The sequence below is a fragment of the Burkholderia metallica genome, assembly GCF_001718555.1.
Classification (GTDB): Bacteria; Pseudomonadota; Gammaproteobacteria; order Burkholderiales; family Burkholderiaceae; genus Burkholderia; species Burkholderia metallica.
The window spans coordinates 1165213-1177872 of the sequence record NZ_CP013403.1; the positions used below are offsets into that span (position 1 = coordinate 1165213).

The following is a 12660-nucleotide window of genomic DNA, read 5'->3' on the forward strand; positions in this document are numbered from 1 at the left end:
GCACGAGGAGGACCCACGATGACTTCGAGCCGTAACCCGTCCGGCCTGGTGCTGCCCGAGCAGCGCGTGGTGGCTGTCGACGACCTGTCGGTCACGTTCCGCCGCGAAGGCGCGACGTTCGACGCGGTGCGCAACGTGTCGTTTCACGTCGATCGCGGCGAGACGCTCGCGATCGTCGGCGAATCGGGCTCGGGCAAATCGGTGACGTCGCTTGCGCTGATGCGGCTCGTCGAGCACGGCGGCGGCGCGATCACGAGCGGGCGGATCGCGTTGCGCCGGCGCGGCGGCGCGATCGTCGATCTGGCGCAGGCCGGCGGCGCGGCGATGCGCGGCATTCGCGGCGCGGACATCGCGATGATCTTCCAGGAGCCGATGACGTCGCTGAACCCGGTGTTCACGGTCGGCGACCAGATCAGCGAGGCGATCGCGCTGCACCAGTCGAAAAGCCCGTCGGAAGCGCGCGCGGAGACGCTGCGGCTGCTCGACCTCGTGCGTATTCCGGAGGCGCGCCGCGTGTTCGCGCGCTATCCGCACCAGTTGTCGGGCGGGATGCGGCAGCGCGTGATGATCGCGATGGCGCTGTCGTGCCGGCCCGCGCTGCTGATCGCCGACGAGCCGACGACCGCGCTCGACGTGACGATCCAGGCGCAGATCCTGCAACTGGTGCGCGGGCTGCAGGACGAAATGAACATGGGCGTGATCTTCATCACGCACGACATGGGCGTGGTGGCCGAAGTGGCCGACCGTGTGCTCGTGATGTATCGCGGCGAGAAGGTCGAGGAGGGCGAGTCGGAGCGCATCTTCGCGGCGCCCGCGCATCGCTACACGCGTGCGCTGCTGGCGGCCGTGCCGAAACTCGGCTCGATGCAGGGTACCGACGCGCCCGAGAAATTCCCGCTGCTGAAGGTGGAGGGCGCGAGCGCGGCGGCACCGGCGGCGTCGCCCGCACCCGCGGCGAACGACGGCGCGCAGCCGCCCGTCGACCGCGCCGCACCGCCGATCCTGCGCGTGCGCGATCTGGTGACGCGCTTCCCGGTGAAGAGCGGCGTGTTCGGCCGCGTGTCGCAATACGTGCATGCGGTCGAGCGCGTGAGCTTCGAGCTGCGCGCGGGCGAGACGCTCGCGCTCGTCGGCGAATCGGGCTGCGGCAAGTCGACCACCGGCCGCTCGCTGCTGCGCCTCGTCGAATCGCAGAGCGGCTCGATCGAGTTCGACGGCCGCGACATCAGCGCGCTGAAAGGCCCGGACCTGCAGGCGCTGCGCCGGAACATCCAGTTCATCTTCCAGGACCCGTTCGCGTCGCTGAACCCGCGCCTGACGGTCGGCTTCTCGATCATGGAGCCGCTGCTCGTGCACGGTGTCGCGAGCGGCCGCGACGCGCAGGCGCGCGTCGACTGGCTGCTCGACAAGGTTGGCCTGCCGCCGGAGGCCGCGCGCCGCTATCCGCACGAGTTCTCGGGCGGCCAGCGCCAGCGGATCGCGATCGCGCGCGCGCTCGCGCTGAACCCGAAGGTCGTGATCGCCGACGAATCGGTGTCGGCGCTCGACGTGTCGGTGCAGGCGCAGATCGTCAACCTGATGCTCGACCTGCAGCGCGAGCTCGGCGTCGCGTACCTGTTCATCTCGCACGACATGGCGGTGGTCGAGCGCATCAGCCATCGCGTCGCGGTGATGTATCTCGGCCAGATCGTCGAGATCGGCCCGCGCCGCGCGGTGTTCGAGGCGCCGCAGCATCCGTACACGAAGAAGCTGATGAGCGCGGTGCCGGTGGCCGACCCCGCGCGCCGGCATGCGCCGCGCCAGCTCGCGGCGGATGAAATCCCGAGCCCGATCCGCGCGGTCGGCGACGAGCCGGTCGTCGCGCCGCTCGTCGCGGTCGGCCCCGATCATTACGTCGCGACGCACCGCGTCGGCGGCGCGTATTGAAGTCATGCATCGCCGCGGCGATGCGCGAGCTTGCAGGAAGTCGAAACCGAAACGTCCGTGAGGCGTCACCGATTCACCGTTAGGAGCCCAGCAAAATGACCAAGCAGCATTCGTTCCCGATGTTTCGTCCGCGCGCGTGTTTCGTCGCGCTTGCCGGCGCGTTCGCGCTGTCGGCCGCGGTGCCCGCGTTCGCGCAGCAGACCGCGGTGATGGCGGTGGATTCGACGTTCACGACGATGGACCCGTACGACGCGAACGACACGGTGTCGCAGGCCGTCGTCAAGTCGTTCTACCAGGGGCTGTTCGGCTTCGACAAGGACATGAAGCTCGTCAACGTGCTGGCGACCGGCTACGAAGCGAGCCCGGATGCGAAGACGTACACGATCAAGCTGCGCCAGGGCGTGAAGTTCCACGACGGCACCGATTTCAACGCGGCGGCCGTGAAGGCGAACTTCGACCGCGTGACCGATCCCGCGAACCACCTGAAACGCTACAACATGTTCCGCGTGATCGAGAAGACCGAAGTGGTCGATCCGTACACGGTGAAGCTCACGCTGCGCGAGCCGTTCTCGGCGCTGATCAATACGCTCGCGCACCCGTCGGCCGTGATGATCTCGCCGGCCGCGCTGAAGAAGTGGGGCCGAGACATCGCGCTGCATCCGGTCGGCACCGGGCCGTTCGAGTTCGTCGAATGGAAGCAGACCGACGACCTGAAGGTGAAGAAGTTCGCCGGCTACTGGAAGAAGGGCTATCCGAAGATCGATGCGATCGACTGGAAGCCGGTGGTCGACAACAACACGCGTGCGGCGCTGATCAAGACGGGCGAAGCCGATTTCGCGTTCCGCATCCCGTTCGAGCAGGCGGCCGACCTGAAGGGCAATCCGAAGGTGGACATCGTCGAGCGGCCGTCGATCGTGCAGCGCTACGTGTCGCTGAACATGCAGCAAAAGCCGTTCGACAACCCGAAGGTGCGTCAGGCGCTGAACTACGCGGTGAACAAGGAAGCGCTCGCGAAGGTCGCATTCGCCGGCTTCGCGACGCCGTCCACCGGCGTGGTGCCGCAGGGCGTCGACTACGCGACGAAGCTGGGCCCGTGGCCGTACGACCCGGCGAAGGCCCGCGCGCTGCTGAAGGAAGCCGGTTATCCGAACGGCTTCGAGACGACGCTGTGGTCGGCCTACAACAACTCGACGTCGCAGAAGGCGATCCAGTTCGTGCAGCAGCAGCTTGCGCAGGTCGGCGTGAAGGTGCAGGTGCAGGCGCTGGAAGCCGGCGAGCGCGTCGCGAAGGTCGAGAGCGCGCCGGACCCGGCGAAGGCGCCGGTGCGGATGTACTACATCGGCTGGTCGTCGTCGACGGGTGAAGCGAACTGGGCGATCACGCCGCTGCTCGCCGGCGCGTCGGCGCCGCCGAAGCTCGTCAACACCGCGTACTACAAGAACGACACGGTCGACGGCGACCTGACGAAGGCGCTCGAGACGGTCGATCGCGCAAAGAAGACCGACCTCTACGCCGATGCGCAGAAGCAGATCTGGACCGATGCGCCGTGGATCTTCCTCGTGCAGGAGAAGATCGTGTATGCACGCAGCAAGCGGCTGCAGGGCGCGTACGTGATGCCGGACGGCTCGTTCAACTTCGACGAAATCTCGCTGAAGTGACAGTGGTGATGACGGCGGCTCGTCCGCCACGCGGTGCCGGCGGCGCACGCCGCCGGCACGCTGATTCGATCGGTGCCCCATGCTGAATTTTCTCGTCAAACGCCTGTTCGGCCTGCTGCCCACGCTCGCGATCGTCGCGGTGCTGGTGTTTCTGTTCGTCCACCTGCTGCCGGGCGATCCGGCGCGGCTCGCGGCCGGGCCCGAAGCCGACGATGCGACCGTCGCGCTGGTGCGTGCCGATCTCGGCCTCGACCGGCCGCTGCCCGCGCAGTTCGCGAACTTCTTCGTGAAGATCGCGCACGGCGATTTCGGCCTGTCGACGCGCAGCAAGCGGCCGGTCTCGACCGAGATCGGCGAGCGCTTCATGCCGACGCTGATGCTGACGCTCGTCAGCATGGCGTGGGCGACGGCGTTCGGGATGGCGATCGGGATCGCATCGGCGGTGTGGCGCAACCGCTGGCCGGACCGCCTCGGCATGACGCTCGCGGTGTCGGGCATCTCGTTTCCCGCGTTCGCGCTCGGCATGCTGCTGATGGAAATCTTCTCGGTGAAGCTCGGCTGGCTGCCAGTCGTGCCGGACGGCTCGTGGAAGAGCTACGTGCTGCCGTCGCTGACGCTCGGCGCCGCGGTCGCGGCCGTGATGGCGCGCTTCACGCGCGCGTCGTTCGTCGAGGTGCTGAACGAGGACTTCGTGCGCACCGCGCGCGCGAAGGGCGTGCACGAGCCGATGGTGGTGCTCAAGCACTGCCTGCGCAACGCGATGATCCCGGTCGTCACGATGATGGGGCTGCAGTTCGGCTTTCTGCTCGGCGGCTCGATCGTCGTCGAGGTCGTGTTCAACTGGCCGGGGCTCGGCCGCCTGCTCGTCGATGCGGTGACGATGCGCGATTACCCGGTGATCCAGGCGATCGTGCTGCTGTTTTCGCTCGAGTTCATCCTGATCAACCTGACCGTCGACGTGTTGTACGCGGTCATCAACCCGACCATCCGGTTCAAGTGAGGCGCGCATGAACGCGACAGTCCAGACCGCGGCGCCGGCCGCATCCGCCGCGATCCGCACGCCGTGGCGCGAATTCTGGCGCAAGTTCCGCAAGCAGACGGTTGCGCTCGTCGCGGGCGGCTTCGTGCTCGCGCTCGTCGTGCTGGCGTTCGTCGGCCCGCACGTCGTGCCGTTCGATCCCGAGAACTATTTCGACTACGACGCGCTGAACGCGGGGCCGTCGGCCGTGCACTGGTTCGGCGTCGATTCGCTCGGCCGCGACATCTTCAGCCGGATCGTCGCGGGTACGCGCATCTCGCTCGCGGCCGGCTTCTTCTCGGTCGCGCTCGGCGCGGTGATCGGCACGTTCTTCGGGCTGCTCGCCGGCTACTACGAAGGCTGGTGGGACCGCATCACGATGCGCGTGGCCGACGTGCTGTTCGCGTTCCCCGGCATCCTGCTCGCGATCGGCGTGGTCGCGATCCTCGGCAACGGGATGATCAACGTGATCTGCGCGGTCGCGATCTTCAGCATCCCGGCGTTCGCGCGGCTCGTGCGCGGCAACACGCTGATGCTCAAGCACATGACCTACGTCGAGGCCGCGCGCAGCATCGGCGCGTCGGACTGGACGATCATCATGCGGCACATCCTGCCGGGCACCGTGTCGTCGGTCGTCGTCTACTTCACGATGCGGATCGGCACGTCGATCATCACGGCCGCGAGCCTGTCGTTCCTCGGGCTCGGCGCGCAGCCGCCGACGCCGGAGTGGGGCGCGATGCTCAACGAAGCGCGCGCGGACATGGTGACGGCGCCGCACATCGCGATTTTCCCGAGCCTCGCGATCTTCCTGACCGTGCTCGCGTTCAACCTGCTCGGCGACGGGCTGCGCGACGCGCTCGATCCGAAGCTGGAGCGCCGCTGATGGGCATCGCACCGATGTGGACGGCGACGCTGCCGGCTGGCCCGCGCGGCACGATCGCCGACGTGCCGGGCGTGACGGTCGGCCATTGCACGCTCGATGCGGGCAACGTGCAGACCGGCGTGACCGTCGTCAAGCCGCATCCGGGCGACGTGTACCGCAGCAAGGTGCCGGCGGGGGCGGCCGTGATCAACGGCTTCGGCAAGAGCGTCGGGCTCGTGCAGGTCGACGAACTCGGCACGCTCGATACGCCGATCGCGCTGACCAACACGTTCGGTGTCGGCGCGGTCGCGCACGCGCAGATCCGCGCGGCGATCGCCGCGAATCCGCGGATCGGCCGCGACTGGCCGACCGTCAACCCGCTCGTGTTCGAGTGCAACGACGGGTGCCTGAACGACATCCAGGCGTTCGCGGTCACCGCCGCGCACTACGACGACGCGTGCCGCGCGGCATCGCGTGACGTCGCGCGCGGCGCGGTGGGCGCAGGGCGCGGGATGTCGTGCTTCGACCTGAAGGGCGGGATCGGTTCGGCATCGCGTGTCGCGGTCGCGGCAGGCAGGCCGTATACGGTCGGCGCGCTCGTGCTCGCGAATTTCGGCCGGCTGCCGATGCTGACGCTCGGCGGCGTAGCGCTCGGGCGCATCGTCGCGCAACGGCGGGCGGCCGACGCCGCGCATGCGGCGCCGCCCGAGCAGGGGTCGATCATCCTGCTGCTGGCCACCGACGCGCCGCTCGATGCGCGGCAACTGTCACGCGTCGCACGCCGCGCGGGGGCGGGCCTGGCCCGCACCGGCTCGGTCTACGGGCACGGCAGCGGCGACATCGCGCTCGCATTTTCCACCGCATACACGATCGCGCACGACGCGTCGACCATTGCGCTGCCGGCCCTCGTCGCCGATGCGGCGCTCGATCCGCTGTTCCTGGCGGCGGCCGAAAGCGTCGAGCACGCGATTGCCGACGCGTTGCTGCAGGCCGTGACGGTGGCCGGGCGCGATGGCCACGTGCGGCAATCGCTGCGCGATGCGGTGCCCGATCTCGATCGCTTGTTCAACGAAGGCCACGAAGGACGTCTTACCCAGTCATGAAGATCCTGATTTCGACCGATATCGAAGGCGTCGCCGGCGTGTTCGCGACCGAGCAGACGCGCGCCGGCAATCCGGAATACGAGCGCGCGCGCCGCTGGATGACCGCCGAGGCGAACGCGGCGATCGAAGGCGCGTTCATGGGCGGCGCGCAGGCCGTGTGGGTCAACGATTCGCACGGCGGTTTCCGCAACCTGCTGCCCGACGGGCTCGATGCGCGTGCGCGCGTCGTGCTCGGCAAGCCGCGCACGCTCGGGCTGATGGCGGGCCTCGAACAGCAGCCCGATCTCGTGTTCATGATCGGCTATCACGCGAAGTCGCAGACGCACGGCGTGCTCGCGCACACGATCAACAGCTTTGCGTTCACGCAGGTGTGGCTGAACGGCGTCGAGCTCGGCGAAGCCGGGCTGTACGGCGCGCTGGCGCGCGAATACGGCGCGCACGTCGCGCTCGCCACCGGCGACGACGTGTTTGCCGACGAAACGCGGCCGCTCTTTCCCGATGCGCATTTCGAGGTCGTCAAGACGGCCGGCGGCGCATCGAGCGGCGAGACGCTCACGCCCGCCGCATCGTGTGCGCGGATCGCAACGGCGGCGCGCGAAGCGGTGGCGCAGGCGCTGTCGGCCGGCGTGCGTGCGGGCGCGCATCGACCCGCGCCGGCCGCTTGCACGTTGCGCGTGCAGACGGCCGCACTGGCCGACCTGTTCTGCATGCTGCCGTCGCTCGAGCGCGTCGATGCGGTGACGCTGCGCTTCGACGGGCCGTCGGTCGAGCATGTGGTGCGCACGCTGAACAGCCTGTCGGCGATGTCTTTCATGTTGCGGTGACTGCGCGTGCGCCATGCTGCTTGCGTGTCGCGCGTCGTCAGCGGTCGACGGCGTTCGCCGTCGCGCCGAGCAGGAACGCCTCGATCGCCGCGACCAGCGCGAGCGGCGTCTCGTTCATCGGATAGTGGCCCGCGTTGCGCAGCACGTCGACGGTGGCGCGCGGATAGCGGCGCAGGTAGGTGCGCGCCATCAGCGCCGCGTCGAACGCCGGATCGTGCTCGCCGATCAGCACTTTCACCGGATGGATGCCGACGATGGCGTCGCTGAAATCCGTGTCGGCCCATGCGCGGAAGTACGCGCCGAACGCAGCCGGCGACGAACGGGCGGCCGAATACGCGGCTTTCCACTCGACCCACGCGGCGGGTAGCCGGCCGCCGGTGCTGCGATCGATGAGGGTCCGGCGATCGGCGACGTGGTCGGCGGCGCGCTCGAACAGTGCGCGTTTCTCCGCGTCGAACGGCAGGCCGCCGCACGGCACGGGCGTGACCGGCACCAGCGCGCGCACCCGTCCGGGCGCGATGACGGCGACTTTCTCGGCCGCCATCGCGCCCATCGAGTGGCCGACGACGCTGAAGGTCGCGAAATCGAGCGCGTCGGCCAGCGCGAGCGCGTCGGCGGCGATTTCGTCGATCGTGTAGCGGCCCGCGGCATCGCGCATGCGGCCGTAACCTCGGTAGTCCATGAAGACGTAACTGAAGTGCTCACGCGACAGCCACGGTTCGACGGGTTCGAATGCGTGGGCGTCGCCGAACCAGCCGGGCAGTACAAGAACAGGGTGGGGGCCGTCCCCCACGCGATGAAACGTATTCGGCATGTCCGCTCCGATGCAGTGATGATCCGGCCGATCAGGCCGGCGGGTCTTGCGGCCGTCAGCGCGCGCAAGGGTGGAGCGGATCGTAGATTGCGCGAAGGCGACCCGCCTTCGATATCGGGTCATTGATGATGGAATTCGGGCCGTGAGAAATACGCTGCTAGATCCCTACGAAAACATTCCGCGGAGCGTGGTCGTGATCGCCTGCGACTACGCGGCGGGCACGACGTTTCCGGAGCACGCGCACGGGCGCGGGCAGTTCGCGTTCGCGTCGCGCGGCACGATCAGCGTCTCGACGCCGCACGGGCGCTGGCTGGTGCCGCCGCAGCGCGCGTGCTGGGTGCCGGCCGGCGTGCGGCACGAAATGACGATGACCGGGCCGGTCACGATGCTCAACACGTTCGTGTCCGGCGACGCCGCGCGCGAAGCGGGCCTGCCCGACCAGTGCGGCGTCTATGGCGTATCGGCGCTGCTGCGGCAACTGATCGACGATGCGATCGACCTGCCGGCGCTGTACGACGTGGACGGGCGCGCGGGCAAGCTGATGGCGCTGCTGGTCGCGGAAATCGCGACGATGCCGCGCCTGTCGCTGCATGCGCCGCTGCCGGCCGATGCGCGGCTCGCGAAGGTGTGCCGGCACCTGCTCGCATCGCCGTCGATCGCGGCCGATCTCGACCAGGTGGCGGCCGACGCCGGCGTGAGCCGGCGCACGTTCACGCGGCAGTTCCGTGCGCAGACCGGCGTGAGTTTCGCCGCGTGGCGCCAGCAGGTCTGCATGCTCGCGGCGATCGCCCGCCTGAGCGACGGGCAGCCGGTGACGCGCGTCGCGCTCGACCTCGGGTACGCGAGCGCCAGCGCATTCGCGTCGGCGTTTCGCCGCATCCTGGGCGACACGCCGAGCCGCTATCTGGAGATCCGGCGCTGACCGCAAGCGGTCGGTGCCCGCGCTGCCCGCGCGCCCGTCGCCGCAAAAAAATACGCGCCTGCCAACTTCGGTCAGACGCGTTCAAAGGCACCCGGTCAGAAAAAAATGCGCGCACAGCCAGCCGGGCGGTGTCGCGCATTACATGCGTAATTGTTTCCGATTCCGATTTAATCCTGTTGGCGCGTTGCCGATAACGAAGAATACGCCGTGTAACGCGCAAACGATATCGTGTTGATTCGACGATTCATGTGCAGTCGCAGCAAGCGTTTCAATCGATCGTTTGAAATCGGGCCGGAAGCCGCGAGCGATAACCCTCCGCAGCCGCCGTGCGCCGCGATGCGACGCATCATCGAATGTTGGCGACGACACAGGAAAAACGCCGTGTGGCGCGATGCCTTTCGGTATCGCGCCACACGGCGGTGCGGTGGCGTACGAGGCGCGGCGCGGCAAGCGCCCGCGCACGCGTCACACGTCGAAGAACACCGTTTCGTCCGGCCCCTGCATGCGGATGTCGAAGCGGTAGACGACCGGGCGGCCCGGCTGCGCGTCGCGCCTGGCGACGAGCGTCGCACGGCGCTCGGCCGGCACCGCGTTCAACACCGGGTCGACCGCGTTCGCGGCGGCTTCGTCGTCGAAGTACACGCGCGTGAATGCATGGGTGAGGATCCCGCGCATCATCACGGTCACGTTGATGTGCGGCGCTTCGTCGGCGGCGATGCGGCCCGGCTTCACCGTCTCGACGACGAAGCGCTGCTGCGCATCGGTACCGGTGCCGACCCGCGCGAAACCCGTGAAACCGGATTTCGCGATGTCGTCGCGCGACGCGGGATAGCGGCCCGCACCGTCCACCTGCGTGAATTCGAGCACCGCGTCGCCGACGACCTGGCCGTCGCCGTCGAACACCTGGCCGACCAGCAGCACGTGCTCGCCTTCGGCGTGAGGCGCGGCGATCGTCGGCGTGAACAGGCTCTTCAGATCGTAGTCGTACTGCTGCGGGCACAGGCCGTACGCGAAGTACGGCCCGACCGTCTGCGAAGGGGTTTGCTTCAGCGTCGTCATGGTTCAGCGCTCCATCGGGGTAGCGTCGCGGCCGCGCAGCACGATGTCGAATTCGTAGCCGAGCGCATAGCCTTCTTCGGTGATGTCCATCGAGAAGCGCGAGATCAGGCGATCGCGCGCGGCCTCGGGCGTGCCCTGGAAGATCGGGTCGTACGCGAGCAGCGGGTCGCCGGGGAAGTACATCTGCGTGACGAGGCGCGAGCCGAAGTAATCGCCGAACAGCGAGAAGTGGATGTGATTCGGGCGCCACGCGTTCGGATGGTTGCCCCACGGATACGCGCCGGGCTTGATCGTCAGGAAGCGGTAGCGGCCTTCGTCGTCGGTCAGGCAGCGGCCCGCACCGAGGAAGTTCGGGTCGAGCGGCGCGTCGTGCTGGTCGACCTTGTGCACGTAGCGGCCGGCCGCATTCGCCTGCCACACCTCGACGAGCGTGTTGCGCACCGGCTTGCCGCCTTCGTCGAGCACGCGGCCCGTGACGACCATCCGCTCGCCGAGCGGCTCGCCGTTCTTGACGGCGTTCTTCGTCAGGTCATGGTCGAGCGCGCCGAGATCTTCGGCGCCGTAGACGGGCGCGTACTGGTCGCGCAGCTTTTCCTTCAGCGGGATCAGCGGGCGCGTCGGGCCGCGTTTCACGGACGAACGGTATTCGGGGTGGACATAGGCCGGATGCGACGGCCAGTCGCGCGGCGTGAGGATCGTGGGGGAATCCATCGGGCGTCTCCTGATAGGTTTTTCGCAAAGTGGATGGTGCGACTTTAACCAATCCGGAAAGTTATGCAAAATGACCTTTTTTAGCGAAACGCATAACCATTCGTTATGTTCGGCGCGCCCATGAAAATTCCGCCGGACAGGATGCCTGTCCGGCGGAAAAAGCGATCGGGCTTCGCGTCGTCGGTGACGACTCCGTGCACGGCCCTCCAGCCAGCCCGTCGCCGCTTTTTTGTGTTTTCGTTCTTGTTGTTATCGGGTCTCCCTGAGCGCGCCCGTCACGACTGACGGCCGGGATCGAACACGATCCCGTCGAATTCGAGCGACAGTGTTCCGCTGCGCAGCAGTGCGGCCGGCGTCGCGTTCCGGTCGGCGCCGAGCATGTCGGTCACGTAGTCCGCGCAGAACCCGCGCCGCGCCCACAGGTTCAAGCGCTTGCCGAGCAGCGCGTCGATTCGCCGCTCCGCCGTCGAATGAAGCTGGCGCTGCGCATCGGCGGTCGGCGCCGCGACGCGGCGGGCCAGCGCGATGCGCCCGCCGTCGGTGCGGGCGACGAAGCGCGACAGCGGCGTGAGCTTCGTCCACGCAAACGCGGATTCGGCGATCACGGGTTCGTCGCCCGACGTATCGACGACGATGCCGAAGCGATTGGCCCACGCGCCTGCCGCGTCGCGCGGCGCATTCGACGGTACGCGGATGAACACGAGATCCCCGACGTGCGCACTCGCGGCCAGTGTACGGACCGTGGCGAGCGGCATCGTGCGATCCGTGTCGCGGGCATCGCGCGGCGCGGTGAGGGGCGATTCGTAGCAAGCGGTGTCGGTTCGGGTGGTCATGTCGGCTCCGTCGTTCGGTGACAGCACGGAGCGGATTATGCAGACAAGTATCCGAAAGTGTTCATCTGCGTGCTCGGGTGGCCTAATATCAGACCTGGAGCATCATTTTTCGATACCAAAATGACCGAAACCGCCCAACTCATCGACACGCTGAAGCGCCAGTTGAAGGCGCAGGGCATGACCTACCGCGACGTCGCCCGTGCGCTCGACGTCTCCGAGACCAGCGTGAAGCGGCTGTTCGCCAGCGGCCGCTTCACGCTGGAGCGCGTCGTGGAGATCGCCCAGCTGCTCGGCTATACGCTGGCCGAGCTCGTGCAGGAGGCGTCCGTATCGGCGCCGAAGCTGCACGTGCTGACCGAGCAGCAGGAGGCGCTGCTCGTGTCGGACGACAAACTGCTGCTCGTCGCCGTCTGCGCGATCAACTACTGGACGGTGCAGGACATCGTGTCGGTCTATCGGCTGACGAAGGCCGAGTGCGTGAAATACCTGCTGATGCTCGACCGGATGAACGTCGTCGCACTGTTGCCGGGCGACCGGATTCGCGTGCGCGTCGCGCGCGATTTCGACTGGCTGCCCGGCGGGCCGATCCGCCGTTATTTCCATGCGCACGCGCTCGGCGATTTCCTCGACAGCGGCTTCGACGGCGAAGGCGAGACGATGACGTTCTCGCAGGGGATGCTGACGGAGGCGGCGCACGCCGAACTCGAACTGGAGCTGCGCCGGTTGCGCAGCAAGGCGGCCGCGCTGCATACGGAATCGTCGTCCGCGCCGCTCGCGCAGAAGCACGGGACGAGTTTGCTGATCGCGAAGCGCATGTGGGAGCCGGCCGGTTTCCGCGCGCTGCGGCGCAACGCGTGACTTATCGTCGAGGGCTTGGGGCGAGACGGAAAGTTATGCAAAATGGCGTTATATCGTCCATCGCATAACCAC

At 67.9% G+C, this 12660-nt stretch carries 12 protein-coding genes; 8 read left to right on the forward strand and 4 right to left on the reverse strand.

The window, feature by feature from the left end; all coding sequences use genetic code 11:
- The first annotated feature begins 18 nt into the window (after positions 1 to 18).
- The 6 genes from WJ16_RS24945 to WJ16_RS24970 all read left to right on the forward strand — a co-directional run bounded on the left by WJ16_RS24945 (position 19) and on the right by WJ16_RS24970 (position 7391).
- Complete coding sequence (locus tag WJ16_RS24945) at positions 19 to 1926, forward strand: dipeptide ABC transporter ATP-binding protein (RefSeq protein ID WP_069259717.1); 1908 nt, start codon at positions 19 to 21, stop codon at positions 1924 to 1926.
- A 95-nt stretch (positions 1927 to 2021) separates the two neighbouring features.
- The gene (gene gsiB / locus WJ16_RS24950) at positions 2022 to 3584 is read left to right on the forward strand and encodes a glutathione ABC transporter substrate-binding protein GsiB (protein ID WP_069259718.1); all 1563 of its coding nucleotides are present in this window, start codon (positions 2022 to 2024) and stop codon (positions 3582 to 3584) included.
- Positions 3585 to 3663: 79 nt separating this feature from the next.
- Positions 3664 to 4584, forward strand: coding sequence for a glutathione ABC transporter permease GsiC (gsiC, locus tag WJ16_RS24955; protein ID WP_069259719.1), 921 nt, complete (start codon positions 3664 to 3666; stop codon positions 4582 to 4584).
- A gap of 7 nt (positions 4585 to 4591) precedes the next feature.
- Entirely contained in the window at positions 4592 to 5485 is an 894-nt protein-coding gene (gene gsiD / locus WJ16_RS24960) for a glutathione ABC transporter permease GsiD (protein WP_069259720.1), read from the forward strand.
- Positions 5485 to 6567 carry a DmpA family aminopeptidase gene (locus WJ16_RS24965; protein WP_069259721.1) on the forward strand — a complete coding sequence of 361 codons (1083 nt, stop codon included), beginning with the start codon at positions 5485 to 5487 and terminating at the stop codon, positions 6565 to 6567. The genes gsiD and WJ16_RS24965 overlap by 1 nt, the downstream gene beginning before the upstream one ends.
- On the forward strand, positions 6564 to 7391 hold the full coding sequence (locus tag WJ16_RS24970; protein WP_069259722.1) for a M55 family metallopeptidase: 828 nt from the start codon (positions 6564 to 6566) through the stop codon (positions 7389 to 7391). The genes WJ16_RS24965 and WJ16_RS24970 overlap by 4 nt, the downstream gene beginning before the upstream one ends.
- Before the next feature lie 37 nt (positions 7392 to 7428).
- Here the strand turns inward: WJ16_RS24970 and WJ16_RS24975 are convergent, their stop codons facing one another.
- The gene (locus WJ16_RS24975) at positions 7429 to 8205 is read right to left on the reverse strand and encodes an alpha/beta fold hydrolase (protein WP_069259723.1); all 777 of its coding nucleotides are present in this window, start codon (positions 8203 to 8205) and stop codon (positions 7429 to 7431) included.
- Between the two features lie 142 nt (positions 8206 to 8347).
- Between WJ16_RS24975 and WJ16_RS24980 the strand changes: the two genes are divergently transcribed.
- Positions 8348 to 9127: an AraC family transcriptional regulator gene (locus tag WJ16_RS24980; RefSeq protein WP_069259724.1), complete on the forward strand. Its 780-nt coding sequence runs from the start codon at positions 8348 to 8350 to the stop codon at positions 9125 to 9127.
- 465 nt (positions 9128 to 9592) lie between these two features.
- Here WJ16_RS24980 and pcaG read toward each other — a convergent pair whose 3' ends face one another.
- The 3 genes from pcaG to WJ16_RS24995 all read right to left on the reverse strand — a co-directional run bounded on the left by pcaG (position 9593) and on the right by WJ16_RS24995 (position 11730).
- Positions 9593 to 10186: a protocatechuate 3,4-dioxygenase subunit alpha gene (gene pcaG, locus WJ16_RS24985; protein ID WP_069259725.1), complete on the reverse strand. Its 594-nt coding sequence runs from the start codon at positions 10184 to 10186 to the stop codon at positions 9593 to 9595.
- 3 nt (positions 10187 to 10189) lie between these two features.
- Positions 10190 to 10897 (reverse strand): protocatechuate 3,4-dioxygenase subunit beta, encoded by a 708-nt coding sequence (gene pcaH, locus WJ16_RS24990; protein ID WP_006489685.1) that lies wholly within the window; start codon positions 10895 to 10897, stop codon positions 10190 to 10192.
- Between the two features lie 275 nt (positions 10898 to 11172).
- Entirely contained in the window at positions 11173 to 11730 is a 558-nt protein-coding gene (locus WJ16_RS24995) for a YiiX/YebB-like N1pC/P60 family cysteine hydrolase (protein ID WP_069259726.1), read from the reverse strand.
- Between the two features lie 120 nt (positions 11731 to 11850).
- Between WJ16_RS24995 and WJ16_RS25000 the strand changes: the two genes are divergently transcribed.
- Positions 11851 to 12588 (forward strand): helix-turn-helix domain-containing protein, encoded by a 738-nt coding sequence (locus WJ16_RS25000; protein ID WP_069259727.1) that lies wholly within the window; start codon positions 11851 to 11853, stop codon positions 12586 to 12588.
- Positions 12589 to 12660 lie beyond the last annotated feature (72 nt).